Genomic DNA, 17,513 nt, shown 5'->3' on the forward strand with positions numbered 1-17,513 from the left:
TTTAAACCTTTAGGATTTTATAATTCGTATTTTTTTGATTCACTGGCAAACATATTTGGAGAAGAAGTTGTTTTCTAGAAACAAAAAACCGTTGGAGCCTTAGAGCCCCAACGGTTTTCAACTTAATACATTTTCAAGTATTGCTCACGTTCCCACGGGTGGACGCTTGTGCGGAACATGTCCCATTCAATTTCTTTCGCTTCGACGAAATTATTTAAAATGTGTTCGCCTAATGCTTTTGTCATAATTTCATTTTTTTGTAGCTCTTGTAGTGCGTTATACAAAGTGCTTGGCAGATCTTCAATACCGACTGCTTCACGCTCTTTTTGGTTCATCATGTAAATGTTGCGGTCTACTGCTTTTGGTGGCGTTAGTTTTCTTCTGATGCCATCAAGACCTGCACCTAATAGTACCGCCATTGCTAGGTACGGGTTTGCTGCTGGATCAACTGAACGTACTTCAACACGTGTAGACAAACCGCGTGATGATGGGATACGTACTAACGGGCTACGGTTTTGGCCAGACCAAGCAATATAACAAGGTGCTTCGTAACCTGGAACTAGACGTTTGTACGAGTTTACAAGTGGATTTGTTATAGCTGTATAGCCTTTAGCGTGCTCAATAATACCTGCAATAAACTGGTAAGCTGTTTCACTTAGTTTCAAGTCGCCCGCTTCATCAAGGAATGTGTTGCGGTCTCCGTCAAATAATGAAACGTTCATGTGCATTCCTGAACCACTTACACCGTACAATGGCTTCGGCATAAAGGTTGCATGCAATCCGTGTTTACGCGCAATTGTTTTAACAACTAACTTAAAGGTTTGAATGTCGTCACAGGCTTTTATTGCATCTGCGTATTTAAAGTCAATTTCATGTTGTCCTGGTGCTACTTCGTGGTGAGAAGCTTCAATTTCAAAGCCCATCTCTTCAAGTTCTAGAACGATATCGCGTCGGCAGTTTTCGCCAAGGTCCATCGGTGCTAAGTCAAAATAGCCGCCGTGGTCATTTAGTTCTAATGATGGTTCGCCTCGTTCATCAAGTTTGAACAAGAAAAATTCTGGCTCTGGTCCTAGGTTAAAATGCGTAAATCCTAACTCTTCCATTTCTTTTAATACGCGTTTTAAATTAGTGCGCGGATCTCCAGCAAATGGCGTGCCGTCTGGGCTATAAATGTCACAGATTAAGCGCGCTACTTTCCCTTTGCCTGTAATCCATGGGAACACTGCCCAAGTATCAAGGTCTGGGAATAAATACATATCCGATTCTTCGATGCGTACAAATCCATCGATAGAAGATCCATCAAACATCATTTTGTTATCGAGTGCTTTGTCCAATTGGGATGTCGGTATTTCAACGTTTTTGATGACTCCAAGAATATCTGTAAATTGCAGACGAATAAAATTAACGTTCTCTTCTTTTACTAATTGGTGAATGTCTTCTTTTGAATACTTGCCCATGTTCTCTTCACTCTCCTATGAATGTTTTATGTAAGCCCATTTCTTTAATGGAAGAAACGGGATAAATCACCTTGTCTAAAGCCACCAAGTTCGAAGGGTCGAGCTTGATGTTTCAATTGTTCACGCAGCAAATTTCGCAACTCCGCGTCACTTAGATTTTTTGACTCTACCTGATTGTTTTCAGGCGAGTTTTTTAACTCGTATAATTTCTTAATGCCGGCGATATTAAGTCCTTGATCCAAGTAGTCCTTGATTTCAAGTAAAGCATCGACGTCGTTTAACGAAAACATACGCTTATTCCCATCGGTACGGGCAGGGCTAATTAACTTGTGCTCTTCGTAATAACGGATTTGTCTCGCAGTAAGTTCCGTCAGCTGCATAACTATACTGATTGGAAGAAGCGGCATCGTCCGTCGAACCCGGTTCGTCATAAGTTTCACTCATTTCAAGTAGTTATTACTTTTACAGCATATATCATGTTAGATTATTTGTCAAACAAACGTTAAGTTTCCTTACATTAAAACTCCCCGCATGCCATATGCGAGGAATCGATTAGATTAAGTTAGCTTTTTTCAATACGTCAACCGAGTTTAAAACGGCAATTTTAACGTGTTCATAGGTAAGTCCACCTTGTACAAACGCTGTGTACGGTGGCCGAATGGGACCATCCGCTGTCAGTTCAATGCTGGAACCTTGCACAAACGTTCCTGCTGCCATAATGACATCGTCTTCATAACCTGGCATATAAGCCGGTTCCGGTTTGAATTGCGCATTGACTGGTGAACTCGCTTGAATCGTTTGGCAAAAAGCAATCATCTGCTCAGCCGTTTGAAACGATACCGATTGAATCAAGTCTGTCCTCTCGTCACTCCAATGAGGCGCGGTAATCATTCCCGCGTCTTCTAAAAGTGCTGAAGTAAAAATTGCCCCTTTTAATGCTTGAGAAACAATATGTGGCGCCATGAAAAACCCTTGATACATATCGGGTAGTGCATTGAGTGACGCGCCTGCCTCTCCCCCTATACCCGGCGATGTCATGCGGTAACCACATTTTTCAACCAGATCGGCTCTACCGGCGATGTAGCCACCAATTTTAGCGAGTCCACCTCCAGGATTTTTAATCAGAGAGCCGGCAATCAAATCCGCGCCTACTTCAATCGGCTCACGCGTTTCCACAAACTCGCCATAGCAATTATCAACAAAAACAATAGCTTGTGGCTTTATGCGACGAATACCCGCAATCATGCCTTCGATTTCTTCTATCGTAAAGGAAGGTCGTGTGTCATAGCCTCGCGAACGTTGAATGGCGATGACTTTGGTCTTGTCATTTATTGCTTTTTCAGCTGTTAGCCAATCAATTTTATTGTTAGCGTCCAGATCGGTATGCTGGTAACTAATACCGAAGTCTTTTAGCGATCCCGTATCCTTGTCACCGCCTGAGACAATAGAATCTAATGTATCGTAAGGCTTACCTGTTAGATAAAGCAGTTCGTCTCCTGGTCTCAATACACCGAACAACGAAATGGTAATGGCATGGGTTCCAGAAATAATTTGCGGCCGAACGAGAGCCGCTTCCGCTCCAAAAACATCCGCATAGACTCGCTCAAGCGTATCTCGTCCTTCATCGTCGTACCCGTAACCGGTAGATGGATTAAAATGATGGTCACTAACGCGCTGGTTATGAAAAGCCGTTAATACTTTCTTTTGGTTTATGTAAGCTGTTTCGTCAGCCAATTCGAGCTGTCTTTTGATAATTTTTTCTATTTTAGTAATTGTAGTAAACATGTAATTCTCCATTCTCTTGAATTTCTCTTTTCTATTATGCGGCATGACTTGAAATAGCGTCAAATTCTGCTACAATTCATAGAGTTGCATGTTGAGGAGGAATAGCTCTATGGCTTGGGAAGTACTGAGCGCCTTCGGTACGATTGCTTTTGCAATATCCGGCGCAATTATTGCCATGGAAGAAGAATACGATATTTTTGGTGTCTATCTTCTCGGCGTTGTCACAGCCTTTGGTGGCGGTGCCATTCGAAATTTATTGATCGGCGTGCCTGTTTCGGCGCTATGGGAACAAGAATTCATGTTCCAACTGGCCTTTGCATCGATCACGATTGTCTTTTTGTTTCCGCATAAACTGCTTGGCCACTGGAATCGCTGGGGCAATTTTTTTGATGCTATCGGATTGTCAGCGTTTGCTGTTCAAGGAGCCATTTATGCTGTTGAACTAGAATTGCCACTATTTGCAGTTGTTGTAGCAGCCGTACTTACAGGTTCTGGCGGAGGAATCATTCGTGATTTACTAGCAGGAAGAAAACCACTTGTGTTAAAATCTGAAATCTATGCGGTTTGGGCTGCATTGTGCGGATTGTTCATCAGCTTTAATTCAGCATCTTCTGACCTTATGCTTTATTCGTTATTTGTGCTGATCACAATCCTGCGAATTTTGTCCTATACTTTTAAATGGAGATTACCCGCTCGTAAAATCCAAATCTCCTAGAGGCATGTACAAATGCTGGATCATTAAAATCAAGACATTGGAGCTTGACTGTAAACTGAAGAGCTGAAACTGCATACTTTTCAAACACAAACAAACCACACAGCAAAAACGCTGTGTGGTTTGTTTGTGTTTGTTATGCGATTGTCTCGCCGTTCCAGGCAGTCATGCCGCCTTCAACGTTGATGGTCTTCATATTTTTTGATTCCAAAATGTCACAAGCCATTTCACTCCGACGACCCGCACGACAAACCAGATGATAGTCTTTGGTTGCGTCTAGCTCTCCGCTACGCTCTTCCACTTCACCGAGCGGAATGTGTTTAGCTCCTGGAATCATTCCAAAAGCCACCTCGTCTGCTTCACGAACGTCGATGATGTGTAACTCTTCTCCAGCTTCAACTCGTTTTTGCAATTCATCTACTGTAATAGTCTTCATAAAGACACCTCCCGAAATTTAAATCGAATTCACTTCAAAATGCTATACCTCAACAACATAACTGTCAACCCGAAAAGCGTAGGTGCCCGTTTAGCTCTGACAGGCATAAGACAGAACAGCAGTGTGGCGTCTTTTGCCACACAGTTGGGCTGGCTTATGACCCGAAGAGCTGGGCACCGGAGCTAGACAACCCGAAAAGCGTAGGCAGCCGTGTAGATTTGACGGGCTTAAGACACACTGGTGAAGCGGCGTCTTTTGCCGCACAGCCAGAGTGGATTAAGACCCTAGAATCTGGCTGCTGGAGCTAGACAACCCGAAAAGCGTAGGTGCTCATTTAGCTCTAACAGGCATAAATCAAAAAAACGGACTGCACCTACAGTCCGACTTTTTTACTCTTCGTGTTCAATCGCTACAGCTTTTGACGGAGAAAACGTCGAAATTGCATGTTTGTAAATTAACTGTTGTTTGCCATCTGTTTCGACCAGCACCGTAAAATTATCATAAGATTTAATGGTCCCTTTTAATTGAAAGCCATTAAGTAAGAAGACCGTTACATAAATATTATTTTTACGCAGTTGATTTAAATAGACATCCTGAATATTAACTGGTTTCATGTAAATCCCCCTATTTCTCTGTTTGTGTTTGATTGGCCATCAATTTATCAATTCGACAGTTTCTGTCAGTTTCCTGCATAACCACTGTTATTTCATGGAGATTTTTTTCGAGATCAGCCAGTGCATCGATCCAGAAAATCGGTAGTTTGTTTTTAAAATAAGTAAATTGCCTTTTTGCGTATTTGCGTGAGTTTTGCTTGAGTTTTTCGATTGCTCGTTCTAAACTTTCTTGTTCATCCAAATAAGCGTAAATTTCTCTATAGCCAATGGCTTGAATAGACTGAACGTCGCGTATGCCTCTTTGCCGTAAGGCTTGCACTTCTTCGATCAAGCCGCGTTGCAACATCGTCTCCACTCGTTGATTAATACGGTCGTATAGGATGTCTCTTGGCATGTCTAATCCAATAATGACTTCATTGTAAATCGGCGACAACGCCAAATTCCGGTCTCCTTTTTGCTGACCACTCATCAAAATTTCAACCGCCCGTATGACACGCCGCGTGTTGTTCGGGTGAATGTCTGACTGCGGATCCAACTTTAACAATTTGGCATACAGTTGTTCAGGACCCGTTTGTTCTAGTTCCTTGTTTAACTCATCTCGAAGTTGTTGGTCGACAGGCTGTTCTGAAAATCGGTAATCAAAGAGTACGGCCTGCACATACATCCCTGTTCCCCCGACAATAATCGGCAGCTTTCCACGCGAGCGAATTTCAGCAATTTTCTCCCGCACTAAGAATTGGTATTCTGCAACTGAAAAACTCTCGTCCGGCTCTTTAATATCCAGCAAGTGATGAGGAATTCCTGCCATTTCTTTAGGTAAAATTTTCGCTGTCCCAATCGTCATATCTCGGTAAATCTGCATCGAGTCCCCGTTGATAATTTCACCGTTTAACCGCTTAGCTAATTCAAGGCTCAGCGCAGTTTTCCCAGATGCCGTAGGTCCAACAATGGCCACCACATCAATCATTTCCGCACATCCAATCTCCGATTAACTCAAAATAATCTTTTCGATTAAGTTCGTTGAGCAATTCATGCCGACCTTGTTCTGCTAGGTAAACTTTAACGTTAGTCATCCCTGCTTTGTTGAATTGTTTGGCTGAACTGAAAACACCTTCACCGTTATTTCCGACAGGGTCCATCGCACCGCTAATAAACAAAACCGGCAAGTCTTTTCGAATTTTGGCGATTTCTTCAGACTTATTCAATGTTGCAAGCCCGGAAAATAAATCAATGTAAAACTGATTAGTTGATTCAAAACCACACCAAGGATCTGCTTCGTATTTCGCAACAGCCTCTTTATCTCGACTCAGCCAAGCGTAAGACGAACCTTCTTCTGCGAAAGGTTTATTAAAATTGCCAAAAGTCAATTTCCCAAGCGCTTTGCTAGGTTCTTGCTTTCCTTGTAATTTTGCCGATGCGACCGCTACAGCCATTCCGACTTTACCGGAAATGCCAGGATTTCCACTAGTACCGGATAATACGATACGACTGATTTCTTCACTGTGCAATTGCATGTAACGACGAGCCACAAAGGACCCCATACTATGACCGAATAGCAGCAATGGCAGATTTCCCGTTGCCTGCTGGATTTCAGCAATGACGGTATGCGCATCTTCCACTACTCGTTCAAAGCCGTTATCATCTGCAAAGTAACCTTGAATCCCGTTCTGTTCTGCCGTTTTCCCGTGTCCACGTTGATCATGTGCAGATACCACAAAGCCGCGAGACATTAAGTATTCCGCGAACTCTTCGTAGCGACCGATATGTTCAGCCATCCCGTGGATAATATGGATATGGCCAATCGGATTTGGTGGTTCGTAACGCGCATAAAAAAGTTCATGTCCATCAGAAGCATTCATGTAATTTTTGGTTACCTGCATCGTTTACACCCTTCCTCACTACACGTATTCTCTATTCATACCCGAAACGCTGGCAAATTAGACGCCAACTTTTAATTCATTACACGTTTGAACATTTTCTCCACATCGTATGTCCTGAAATGGATAATCACAGGACGACCGTGCGGACAAGTAAAGGGTTGTTCTGCTTGTTTCAAATCTACCAGTAACCGTTCCATATCGTGTTTCTGCAAAAAATGATTTGCTTTAATCGAGCGTTTGCAACTCATCATAATGGCTGCATCTTCCCGCAATTTCTTAATATCTACTTTTCGCTCGTTCAAAATTTGTTCGATCAAATCTTCAATAACTTCCTGTTCAAATCCTTTTGGAAACCAAGTGGGGTATTCCCGAACAATAAACGATGTATCGCCAAACACTTCTAAAAATACGCCACTATCAGCCAAAACAGCTAAATGGTCTTTCAACCTCAACGCTTCATCTCGACTGTAATGGAATGTTAACGGCAACAGTAAAGTTTGTCGTTCATTGCTGTCAATATCTCCTACTTTTTCACGAAAGTATTCGTATTTGATGCGTTCTTGTGCTGCATGCTGATCAATCAAATAAAAACCATCATGGCTTTGCGCCACAATATAAGTGCCATGAATTTGGCCCACCACTTCCAATTCGGGAAATTGAGGGCTTTCTTGTTGTTCCTCGTGTTCTGCTAATGGTGGCAATTCTTCAATAAATGGCGTTCCACCTTTAAGTGGCTCATCTTGTCGTTGAACAACTTCCGTTTCGTGTTCAACGGGTAGCTCTGACCATTCTTGTGCGGGTAACTGTTTTGTTTCTTGAACTGTAAACGAACTTTTCCAGAGATCTAATTGTTTAGTCGGCGCTTGTTTGACGGGTTTTGGTTGATCGATAATCGGTGCACGCACAACTGAACTAATCGTGCGTCGAATCGTTTCATGGATCAATTCCATCAATTCTTTTTCTTTACTCAAACGAATTTGTTGTTTTGATGGGTGGACATTGACATCTGTCAAATAAGGATCCCCTTCAATATTTAATACGACAATTGGCTGCCGCTCAAGCGGCAAGAACGTATGATACGCCTTATGAACCGTGTTGGCAATCGCATAATGTTTGACCCAGCGCCCGTTTACAAACAATGAAATATAGTTTTTATTGGCACGGGTGATTTCAGGAAGTGACGCATAGCCCGATACTTTATAGTCATGTGACTGTCCCTCGAACGGAATCATTTTCTTAGCAATCGCAACACCGTAAATGTCGGCTAATACGCGCTTGATTTCTCCACTGCCTGAGGTTTGCAGAATCACTCTGCCGTCATGCATCAGCTTAAAAGCAACACCTGGATAGCTCAGCGCAAAACGGTTCAACAAATCGATGGTATGACCCAATTCTGTCTGCAATGTTTTCATGTATTTTAGCCGTGCAGGTGTATTAAAAAACAATTGATCGATTTTCATATCCGTTCCTTTTCTAAGAGACCCCGCGCGTTGCTCGGTTAAACGTCCGCCTTCCATTTGCACAAAAGTTCCACTCGCACCATTTGATGTATGCAAAGTTACTTTCGAAACTGAAGCGATACTCGCTAGTGCCTCACCTCGAAACCCAAGTGTCCGAATCCGGAATAAATCATGCTCATTGGCAATTTTACTTGTGGCGTGTCTGGAAAATGACAACAATGCATCATCAGCATCCATACCTGCACCGTTATCAATAATTTGAATAGAGGTTAGCCCTGCTTCGATGAGTAACACTTCGATGGCTGTGCTTCCAGCATCGATGGCATTTTCCACTAATTCCTTAACGACCGAAGTCGGCCGTTCGACGACTTCACCCGCGGATATTTTATTGGATAGAGGTTCGTCCATCAATCGAATGATGCCCATTTTCTCACTCCTTAGCCGTTAACTTTTGTTGCAAATCGTTAAGCATCTGCAAAGCTTGAAGAGGTGTCATTGCGGATACTTGAACGTCCTTAATGGTCTGTAAAATTTCGTCTTTTTCTGTATCTGCATCATCAAAAAATGATAATTGCTCGATTGTTGTAGGCTGCTTCTTTTTATCTTCTTCAAAGGTTTTGAGCAATTCACGTGCACGGGCAAGAATGGGTTCTGGTAGATTCGCCAGTTCAGCAACATGAATCCCGTAACTCTTGTCTGCTGGCCCTTTTTTCACTTTATGAAGAAACACGACTTTACCCGATTGCTCCATTGCCGCGACATGGACATTATGAAGCTTGTCCAGCGAATTTTCCAATGCCGTCAACTCGTGGTAATGCGTAGAGAAAAGTGTATTGGCACCAATTTCTCTATGAATGTATTCAATCATCGACTGCGCTAATGCCATGCCATCGTATGTTGATGTACCGCGACCGATTTCATCAAACAGCAATAAGCTATTTTTTGTCGCATGTGTAATCGCATATTGCGACTCGAGCATTTCGACCATAAAAGTACTTTGGCCTGACACTAAGTCATCGGCTGCTCCAATACGCGTAAAAATTTGATCAACAATTGGCAAATTTGCAGATTCAGCAGGAACGTAACTGCCAATTTGCGCAAGCACAATCGTTAGCGCTACTTGTCGCATATACGTACTTTTCCCCGACATGTTGGGCCCTGTAATCAACAACATATTTTTATCTTCCGCAAGGACACAATCATTCGGTACATAATGTTGCTTATTGAGCATTTTTTCCACAACCGGGTGACGCCCTTCTATAATCGATATTTCTGTCGATTCATTAAATTCAGGTTTGACGAAACGGTATTTTTCTGCCACATTAGCAAAACTCAAAAAGACATCCAGTCCACTGAGAGAAGAAGCAAGTCGTTGAATACGTGAAATGTATTGTTTGACTTCCTCTCGAATCGCCACAAACAACTCATATTCAAGTGACAAACTTTCTTCTTCAGCCGTTAAGATTAACGCTTCTTTTTCTTTCAGTTCAGGAGTCGTATAACGTTCTGCGTTAGCGAGCGTTTGTTTGCGATCGTAGCGTTCTAAATCAGCTAAATGCATATTGGCTTTAGAAATTTCAATATAATAGCCGAAAATGCGGTTATAGCCAATTTTTAACGATTTAATGCCCGTTAATTTGCGTTCTCTTTGTTCAAGCGCGGCAATCCAATCTTTGCCGTTACGCGAAGCATCTCGGTATTCATCAAGCTGTTGATGAAAGCCGTCGCGTATAACGCCGCCTTCTTTTGAAGACAATGGGGGACTTTCGCTAATCGCTTGCAATAGTTCACAAACTTCTATGCAGCGGTCTAGTTTGCCACTAAAGTCCTGCAACGCTAAATTGCCGGAATTCGCTAATTCTTCAATGAGCACAGGAACTTTCTCAAGGGAACTTCTGAGCTGTGCTAAATCACGTCCACTGGCGCTACCAAAGGCAATTCGACCGGATAGGCGTTCCAGGTCATAAACTTCTTTTAATAGCCCCTGAAGCTCTACACGCACGAAATACTGGTCAATCAATGCCGCTACCATTTGCTGACGCTCTTCAATCATTCTTTTGTTTGCTAGTGGCTGATGCAACCACTGCTTTAGCTTTCGGCTCCCCATCGCCGTCATGGTTTCATCTAGGAGCCAAAGCAAGGTCCCTTTTGTTTCGCTGCCCCGAATCGATTGCAATAATTCCAAATTCCGCTTTGAATGAAAATCGATACTTAGTAATTGATTATTTTCTTTATAGGAAAACGCTTGGATGTGATCAAGTGATTGTTTTTGCGTGCGAGAAATGTATGTCAGTAACCGATGACTGCTCATCCGCAAATCTTCCGGACAGTCAGCGACTTGTTCTGGTGATAACGGATAGGCATTTTCCATCGTCTCAATGGATAATACCAGTCCTTGTTCTTCTTCAGTCAGCAACACGAATAATTGCTCTGAAACGACCAGCTCGCGAATATTCAAAGATTGCAATTCCTGCAACAAAGCTTTTTCCGTCCCCATTATGTACGTAGCTGTTGCTTCACCTGTGCTGATATCGACATAGGACAAACCAAATCCATCAGCAAGTTCGTCAGCTGCAGCTAAAAAGACGTTCGATTTAGAGTCAACGCTTTTTCCTTCTGTATGAGTACCCGGTGTAATTAACCGGACAACTTCACGCTTCACAACACCTTTTGTTAGTTTTGGATCTTCTACTTGTTCACAGATGGCCACTTTATGACCTTTTAAAATCAATTGGTCGATATAGTTTTTTGCTGCATGATGAGGAACCCCGCACATTGGAATTCGGTCATCCCCAGTTCCACCACGGCTAGTTAAGGTAATTTCTAGTATTTGCGACGCTTTAATCGCGTCATCGTAGAACAACTCATAAAAATCGCCCAAACGGAAAAATAAAAAAGCATCCAAGTATTCAGATTTCACTTGAAAATATTGTTGCATCATTGGTGTCGGTGCCATATTAAAACCTCTTTCAAATCGATTGTCGTTTTTCTATTATACCAAAAATACAGCTGGAAAAGAAAAAACTGAAAGAGCTTTGGCTCTTTCAGTTTACTTCTGTTTACCTACGTTTTAATTCGGGCTTGCATTTAGCTCTATCGGTCGGAATGTTTTATGCCGTCGGGACTAAACGGTCGTTTATGCTTTTCTTGTTACCCGCAGCTTCCTGGTTTGTCGTTGCGGACTTTTGATCCGGTTTCGCCGCGCAGCAAGTCGCCGCCTGTTTCAGTAATGATGTTATTTGTTACTTGGTTGGCAATGGCTGTTGAAACCATCTGCAATAAAGAATTGACGTCGCTCTGTGATTGTTTGAATTCTTGAACAATCGGCACAGCGTCGATTTCTTCTTCAATTTTCGTGATTTTTCCTTCGATCAATGTCAACGCGCGCTCTTTACCATACGCCTGGAAATTGACTGCTTGTTTCTGCAAACTTTTCAGGCTGGCAATTTTTTCACGAATTTGCTGGTTTTCATTAATTTGTGCTTCTGCACGTTTAAAGAAATCCACTTCTTCTGTTGCCGCAATCATATCTGCTACTTCGCGCGCTTTTGCGACGATTTCTTGTTTTGTATACGTCATTTTAAGACACCCATTTCCTGGTCTGACACGACTTCTATACTGTCATCGCTCAACGACCATGTTTTAGTTTCAGTCAGTCACTTTATTTTTTAGGCACAAAACCTACCTCGACGTCTAAATACATCGAACCGGATTTTTCCCTTTTGCGAGCAGTTTAATCGATTTAAAGAATTTGCAACAGATTTCATAACGAAACTTGTTTTAAACGCTACCTCATTATACTGAAAACCAGGCACGTACTTCAAGGTGTCTGCTTGAATTGTCGGAGTTTCGTCAAGAAGTTGAAGGTTTAGCCTTGGAATGGATAATCTTCATTGATATATATGCGTTCAAAACTAATCGCTTTCCCTGTTTGGTCGTCAACTTCAGTGAAAAAGCCACTGACTACTGAACGTCCACGCTTTGGTACTTCGAAACGTGTTGGCATATTGGTCTTGAAACGATAAAGTACAGCTTCTTTATTCATTCCCAAAATTTCATCATACGGTCCTGTCATCCCCACATCTGAGATATAGGCAGTACCGTTTGGCAAAATGCGTGCATCGGCAGTTTGAACATGGGTATGCGTCCCAACAACAACTGAAGCGCGGCCATCTAAATGCCAACCCATCGCGATTTTTTCACTTGTTGCTTCAGCGTGAAAATCTACAAATACGAGCGGTGAAATGGCTTTAGCTTCAGCCATTAGCTCATCCACTTTTTGAAATGGATCTTCATGCGGCGGCAAGAACACACGACCATGCAAATTGATGACCGATAAAGTTTGGCCATTTTTTGTAACAGTCGCCATGCCACGTCCCGGTGCTTCGTCTGAGAAGTTAGCTGGACGGATCAAGTAATCGACTTCATCAATAAAATCAAAAATTTCTTTTTGATCCCATGTATGATTGCCCATGGTTACCATATCTACTCCCATAAACAAAAGATCCTGGTAAATAGCCTTGGTAATGCCGCGTCCTGCTGCTGCGTTCTCGCCATTCGCAATGATAACGTCTGGTGAATACTTTCTTTTCAGTCTCGGTAAATACGATTCAAGTGCATCTCTTCCAATGGATCCAACAATATCTCCAATAAATAAAATTTTCACAAACTCACCTTTTTCCATAAGAAAAAGGCTTCTTTGAATAGACATTCATCGAAGCCTCACCCTTATTATTTTGCGTATTCAACTGCTCTTGTTTCTCTAATAACCGTTACTTTGATGTGACCTGGATAGTCTAACTCTTCTTCAATCCGTTTCCGAATGTCACGAGCAAGACGATGTGCCGTCATGTCATCAATTTGTTCCGGACGAACCATGATGCGAATTTCACGTCCTGCTTGAATCGCGAATGATTTCTCCACGCCTTCATACGACTCGGAAATTTCTTCAAGTTTTTCTAGGCGACGAATGTAGTTTTCCAATGTTTCACTTCTTGCACCTGGACGAGCGGCAGACAATGCATCTGCTGCTGCGACGATGACCGAAATGATGGAAGTCGCTTCTGTGTCACCGTGATGGGAAGCAATACTGTTAATCACTACAGGATGCTCTTTGTACTTCGTTCCAAGTTCTACACCGATTTCAACGTGGCTACCTTCTACTTCATGATCGATGGCTTTACCAATGTCATGTAGAAGTCCAGCACGACGAGCGAGGGTAACATCTTCTCCAAGTTCAGCTGCCATTAAGCCTGACAAGAATGCTACTTCCACAGAGTGCTTCAGCACATTTTGTCCATAACTTGTACGGTAGCGAAGGCGTCCAAGAATTTTGATCAAGTCAGGATGCAAGTTGTGCACGCCTACGTCAAATGTCGTTTGTTCACCAATTTCACGAATTTGCTCATCCACTTCACGTCTTGACTTCTCAACCATTTCTTCGATACGCGCCGGATGGATACGGCCATCTGATACCAGTTTTTCTAGAGCCAATCGCGCCGTTTCACGGCGAATTGGATCAAATCCTGATAGAATAACCGCTTCTGGTGTATCATCGATGATTAAATCGATTCCCGTAAGAGTTTCAAGCGTACGGATGTTACGTCCTTCACGCCCAATGATACGCCCTTTCATCTCGTCGTTTGGCAAGTTCACTACTGAGACAGTCGTTTCTGCTACATGGTCTGCTGCAAAACGCTGCATCGCCAAGGACAAAATGTTTTTTGCTTTTTTGTCTGATTCTTCTTTGGCGCGAGCTTCGGCTTCTTTCATCATTACCGCAATATCTGTTGAAAGTTCTTTTTCAACATCCTGTAAGATGATCGACTTGGCTTCTTCGCGTGTCAAAGAGGAAATACGTTCCATTTCAACTTGCTGCTGATGAACTAACTCTTCAGCTTTGCTCTCCATCTGTTCAATATGCTGTTGTTTTTCTACGAGTGCTTCATCTTTACGCTCTAGACTCGCTTCTCTTTTGTTTAATGCATCATCTTTGCGATCTAAATTTTCTTCTCTCTGCAACAACCGATTTTCTTGTTTTTGAAGTTCAGATCGGCGTTCCCGAATATCAGATTCTGTTTCAGTACGCAATTTGTGATTTTCGTCTTTTGCTTCCAAAAGGGCTTCTTTTTTCTGCGCTTCGGCTTCTCTCTTTGCATCTTCGATGATCTGCTCTGCAGAGTTTCTCGCACCTGCCATTTTGGACTCATTTGATTTTTTCATTACAAAATAACCAACAACTACACCGACGATGATACCAAGCAAAGCGAAGATGATCGCGTTATCCATTCGGACACCTCCTCTTGCTATTAATTTTTTTCGTTTTAAAGAATAATAATGAAACTTTTCTTATCACTGCAACAATTTAAAAATTAGTAAATTATACAATTTTAATTGTATAGCTGGACTTATGTCGTGTCAACCCAGGAAAAGCGGAAGCGGTCGTTCAGCTCTGACAGGCAAGTGATGGCTCAAAGGTAGTTTGGGCCATCACTTTGCGACGAAGCACAAGAGGCTGCAGGAGCAGTTTAGGTTTAAGCTGCCCAATTTTTGTATAACCTTAAGTAGCTTACGAACCGAAGAGTTGGTCGATGGAGCTACACAATAGAAAAGCCGCCAAGCATAGCTTGCGGCTTTTTCTTTCTTATTCTACTTGCCTGATGAGTCGTCTTCATCCATCAACAAGTTAAAATCTTCTGCTGTATCTTTGTTTCCAGCAATTGTATAAGTTGCTGCTTCCATTCCAGAAGATTCACGAATTTTATTAGAAATTTCATTGCGAATTTCTGGATTTTTAAGCAAGAATTGCTTAACATTTTCACGACCTTGACCGATTCTTTCTTCATTATAAGAATACCATGAACCGCTCTTTTGAATAATTTCCATGTCAGAACCGATATCGACAATTTCACCTTCTCGTGAAATTCCTTTTCCGTACATAATATCAACCTCAGCTGTACGGAACGGTGGAGCTACTTTGTTTTTTACTACTTTTATTTTTGTTCTGTTACCGATAATTTCAGTTCCCGATTTCAATGCTTCTGCACGACGGACTTCTAGACGGACAGATGAATAGAATTTCAACGCACGACCACCAGGAGTGGTTTCTGGGTTACCGAACATCACACCAATTTTTTCGCGAATTTGGTTAATGAAAATAACGATTGTATTTGATTTGTTGATGACACCAGACAATTTACGAAGAGCTTGAGACATTAAACGTGCCTGTAACCCCATATGAGAATCGCCCATTTCGCCTTCAATTTCAGCTTTTGGTACTAATGCTGCTACTGAATCGACAACGACGATATCAACTGCTCCACTTCGAACAAGTGCTTCGGCAATTTCAAGTGCTTGCTCGCCAGTATCCGGTTGAGAAAGCAATAATTCATCAATGTTAACACCTAAATTTTTTGCGTAAACAGGATCTAATGCATGCTCTGCATCAATAAATGCTGCTGTTCCGCCTGTCGCTTGAACTTCGGCAATAGCATGAAGAGAAACTGTTGTTTTACCTGAACTTTCCGGGCCGTATATTTCAATGACACGCCCACGTGGATATCCGCCTATTCCTAACGCTGTATCCAATGCCAAAGAACCACTTGAAACGGATGATATATTACGGTCGGTTTTTTCTCCTAATTTCATGACAGAACCTTTACCGAATTGCTTTTCTATTTGTTTTAACGCCATATCTAATGCTGCTTTACGATCGCTCAAAAGAAATCCTCCTCTAAATGAAAACCTATTTTCTATCTGTCTCTATTATACTAGCTTATTGAGAAATACACAAGAAAAAAGCGAACGTTTATTCGTGTTTGTTTTTCAGAATTTTATTTTTAAATGTCTTATATAGAGCATTTCCCATTTTTGACTAGAAAAAAACACGCAAAATTAAATTTTGCGTGCGTCTTCTTCAGTTAATATACGAATTACATAATGGAGTGCCAATTTAACAGCCCGCAAACGATTGGTATTGCGCATACCGGACAACTGAAGACGGTATGACTGAGAACCTTGTTTAGTGGCAATGCCTATCCATACAGTACCTGCTGGCTGATCCCCGTGTGCATCTGGTCCTGCTGCACCAGTCAGTGAAACGCTAATATCCGTTTTGAATTTTTCTCGTACAGCTTCTGCCATAGCCAATGCCGTTTGTTCACTAACGACTCCATATTCAGCAAGCAATTCAGCTGACAGTCCAAGCTGGTGAACTTTCATTTCTTCATTATAGGTAATAACGCCGCCGGATAGCACTGCACTCGCACCTGGTACTGAAGCCAATTCAGACTGGAAGAGCCCAGCAGTTAAACTTTCTGCTGCTGAAATTGTCTTCCCTTGTTCAGTTAGTAGCTCGATTGCTTTGGAAGCTAGCGAATCGTTATCGTAGCCATAAAGGTAATCGCCCACTACATCTAAAATTTCATCTCTAGCGCCATTGATCAATTGCCAAGCTTCTTCTGTCGTATTGGTCTTAGCTGTAATGCGCAGCGTTACTTCTCCATCTGCTGCCAATGGTGCGATCGTTGGGTTTGTTTGCTTATCAAGAATAGAATGCAATCGATCTTCTAGTTCAGCTTCACCGATGCCGTAAAAACGCAATACATGCGATAAAATGACATCTGCTTTGTTCAATAAATGCGCGAGCTTTGGCTTTGCTTCGAATTGGAACATGGGCTCCATCTCTTTTGGTGGACCAGGCAATAAGATATAAACACGGTCTTCTTTTTTGTACATCATACCTGGTGCCATTCCATTATAATTGACGAGAACTTCACTATCTTTTAAAACCAATGCTTGTTTTTTATTGTTTTCGGTCATTGGACGCCCTGCACGTTCAAAAAAAGCAACGATTGAGTCGAGAGCTTCTCCATTCATTTCGAGCGTTGTGTCTAGGTGTTTAGCGATAGACTCTTTTGTCAAATCGTCTTTAGTTGGACCAAGCCCACCTGTGAATAAAATAAGGTCGGCGCGGTTTTCCGCTATAGTAATGGCATCTTCCAAACGAGCGGCATTGTCGCCGACTACCGTGTGGTAATACACATTAATACCGAGTTCTGCTAAATGATTGGATAGAAAACGAGCATTTGTATTGGTGATTTGACCTAATAACAATTCTGAACCGACAGCAATAATTTCTGCGTTCATCTATTCAATCCCCTTTGGATTC

15 protein-coding genes are annotated in these 17,513 nt (G+C 42.1%); 1 reads left to right on the forward strand and 14 read right to left on the reverse strand.

Annotated features, from left to right (window positions below; genetic code table 11):
- Window positions 1-122: 122 nt before the first annotated feature.
- The 3 genes from glnA to QMF37_RS08565 form a co-directional block, all read right to left on the reverse strand.
- Window positions 123-1,457 (reverse strand): type I glutamate--ammonia ligase, encoded by a 1,335-nt coding sequence (gene glnA, locus QMF37_RS08555; protein WP_283477851.1) that lies wholly within the window; start codon window positions 1,455-1,457, stop codon window positions 123-125.
- A gap of 44 nt (window positions 1,458-1,501) precedes the next feature.
- Window positions 1,502-1,888: a MerR family transcriptional regulator gene (locus tag QMF37_RS08560; protein WP_058384985.1), complete on the reverse strand. Its 387-nt coding sequence runs from the start codon at window positions 1,886-1,888 to the stop codon at window positions 1,502-1,504.
- A gap of 121 nt (window positions 1,889-2,009) precedes the next feature.
- Window positions 2,010-3,242 (reverse strand): methionine gamma-lyase family protein, encoded by a 1,233-nt coding sequence (locus QMF37_RS08565; protein ID WP_283477854.1) that lies wholly within the window; start codon window positions 3,240-3,242, stop codon window positions 2,010-2,012.
- 109 nt (window positions 3,243-3,351) lie between these two features.
- Here QMF37_RS08565 and QMF37_RS08570 point away from each other — a divergent pair, with 109 nt between their 5' ends.
- On the forward strand, window positions 3,352-3,957 hold the full coding sequence (locus QMF37_RS08570) for a trimeric intracellular cation channel family protein (RefSeq protein ID WP_058384983.1): 606 nt from the start codon (window positions 3,352-3,354) through the stop codon (window positions 3,955-3,957).
- Between the two features lie 133 nt (window positions 3,958-4,090).
- Here QMF37_RS08570 and QMF37_RS08575 read toward each other — a convergent pair whose 3' ends face one another.
- The 11 genes from QMF37_RS08575 to QMF37_RS08625 all read right to left on the reverse strand — a co-directional run bounded on the left by QMF37_RS08575 (window position 4,091) and on the right by QMF37_RS08625 (window position 17,491).
- Window positions 4,091-4,390 (reverse strand): rhodanese-like domain-containing protein, encoded by a 300-nt coding sequence (locus QMF37_RS08575; protein WP_283477856.1) that lies wholly within the window; start codon window positions 4,388-4,390, stop codon window positions 4,091-4,093.
- Between the two features lie 389 nt (window positions 4,391-4,779).
- On the reverse strand, window positions 4,780-5,004 hold the full coding sequence (gene hfq / locus QMF37_RS08580) for an RNA chaperone Hfq (RefSeq protein ID WP_058384980.1): 225 nt from the start codon (window positions 5,002-5,004) through the stop codon (window positions 4,780-4,782).
- 10 nt (window positions 5,005-5,014) lie between these two features.
- Complete coding sequence (gene miaA, locus QMF37_RS08585) at window positions 5,015-5,971, reverse strand: tRNA (adenosine(37)-N6)-dimethylallyltransferase MiaA (RefSeq protein WP_283477859.1); 957 nt, start codon at window positions 5,969-5,971, stop codon at window positions 5,015-5,017.
- The gene (locus tag QMF37_RS08590) at window positions 5,964-6,884 is read right to left on the reverse strand and encodes an alpha/beta hydrolase (protein WP_283477861.1); all 921 of its coding nucleotides are present in this window, start codon (window positions 6,882-6,884) and stop codon (window positions 5,964-5,966) included. Before QMF37_RS08590 ends, miaA begins: the two co-directional genes overlap by 8 nt.
- Window positions 6,885-6,955: 71 nt before the next feature.
- Entirely contained in the window at window positions 6,956-8,770 is a 1,815-nt protein-coding gene (gene mutL / locus QMF37_RS08595) for a DNA mismatch repair endonuclease MutL (protein ID WP_283477863.1), read from the reverse strand.
- Between the two features lie 4 nt (window positions 8,771-8,774).
- Window positions 8,775-11,300, reverse strand: a complete 2,526-nt coding sequence (gene mutS / locus QMF37_RS08600; RefSeq protein WP_058384976.1) for a DNA mismatch repair protein MutS — start codon at window positions 11,298-11,300, stop codon at window positions 8,775-8,777.
- 194 nt (window positions 11,301-11,494) lie between these two features.
- The gene (locus QMF37_RS08605) at window positions 11,495-11,923 is read right to left on the reverse strand and encodes a YlbF/YmcA family competence regulator (protein WP_058384975.1); all 429 of its coding nucleotides are present in this window, start codon (window positions 11,921-11,923) and stop codon (window positions 11,495-11,497) included.
- Window positions 11,924-12,212: 289 nt separating this feature from the next.
- The gene (locus QMF37_RS08610) at window positions 12,213-13,010 is read right to left on the reverse strand and encodes a TIGR00282 family metallophosphoesterase (protein WP_058386876.1); all 798 of its coding nucleotides are present in this window, start codon (window positions 13,008-13,010) and stop codon (window positions 12,213-12,215) included.
- A gap of 65 nt (window positions 13,011-13,075) precedes the next feature.
- Window positions 13,076-14,632 carry a ribonuclease Y gene (gene rny, locus QMF37_RS08615; protein ID WP_058384974.1) on the reverse strand — a complete coding sequence of 519 codons (1,557 nt, stop codon included), beginning with the start codon at window positions 14,630-14,632 and terminating at the stop codon, window positions 13,076-13,078.
- 360 nt (window positions 14,633-14,992) lie between these two features.
- Entirely contained in the window at window positions 14,993-16,063 is a 1,071-nt protein-coding gene (recA, locus tag QMF37_RS08620) for a recombinase RecA (RefSeq protein ID WP_058384973.1), read from the reverse strand.
- Between the two features lie 174 nt (window positions 16,064-16,237).
- Window positions 16,238-17,491: a competence/damage-inducible protein A gene (locus QMF37_RS08625; protein WP_058384972.1), complete on the reverse strand. Its 1,254-nt coding sequence runs from the start codon at window positions 17,489-17,491 to the stop codon at window positions 16,238-16,240.
- Between the last annotated feature and the right edge of the window lie 22 nt (window positions 17,492-17,513).

The sequence above is a fragment of the Planococcus sp. S3-L1 genome, from assembly GCF_030063085.1.
GTDB classification, from domain to species: domain Bacteria; phylum Bacillota; class Bacilli; order Bacillales_A; family Planococcaceae; genus Planococcus; species Planococcus kocurii.

Bases quoted from the DNA above. Each gene is read 5' to 3' on its own strand.
- glnA (WP_283477851.1), bottom strand. From the start codon at position 1,457: ATGGGCAAGTATTCAAAAGAAGACATTCACCAATTAGTAAAAGAAGAG.
- QMF37_RS08560 (WP_058384985.1), bottom strand. From the start codon at position 1,888: ATGACGAACCGGGTTCGACGGACGATGCCGCTTCTTCCAATCAGTATA.
- QMF37_RS08565 (WP_283477854.1), bottom strand. From the start codon at position 3,242: ATGTTTACTACAATTACTAAAATAGAAAAAATTATCAAAAGACAGCTC.
- QMF37_RS08570 (WP_058384983.1), top strand. From the start codon at position 3,352: ATGGCTTGGGAAGTACTGAGCGCCTTCGGTACGATTGCTTTTGCAATA.
- QMF37_RS08575 (WP_283477856.1), bottom strand. From the start codon at position 4,390: ATGAAGACTATTACAGTAGATGAATTGCAAAAACGAGTTGAAGCTGGA.
- hfq (WP_058384980.1), bottom strand. From the start codon at position 5,004: ATGAAACCAGTTAATATTCAGGATGTCTATTTAAATCAACTGCGTAAA.
- miaA (WP_283477859.1), bottom strand. From the start codon at position 5,971: ATGATTGATGTGGTGGCCATTGTTGGACCTACGGCATCTGGGAAAACT.
- QMF37_RS08590 (WP_283477861.1), bottom strand. From the start codon at position 6,884: ATGCAGGTAACCAAAAATTACATGAATGCTTCTGATGGACATGAACTT.
- mutL (WP_283477863.1), bottom strand. From the start codon at position 8,770: ATGGGCATCATTCGATTGATGGACGAACCTCTATCCAATAAAATATCC.
- mutS (WP_058384976.1), bottom strand. From the start codon at position 11,300: ATGGCACCGACACCAATGATGCAACAATATTTTCAAGTGAAATCTGAA.
- QMF37_RS08605 (WP_058384975.1), bottom strand. From the start codon at position 11,923: ATGACGTATACAAAACAAGAAATCGTCGCAAAAGCGCGCGAAGTAGCA.
- rny (WP_058384974.1), bottom strand. From the start codon at position 14,632: ATGGATAACGCGATCATCTTCGCTTTGCTTGGTATCATCGTCGGTGTA.
- QMF37_RS08625 (WP_058384972.1), bottom strand. From the start codon at position 17,491: ATGAACGCAGAAATTATTGCTGTCGGTTCAGAATTGTTATTAGGTCAA.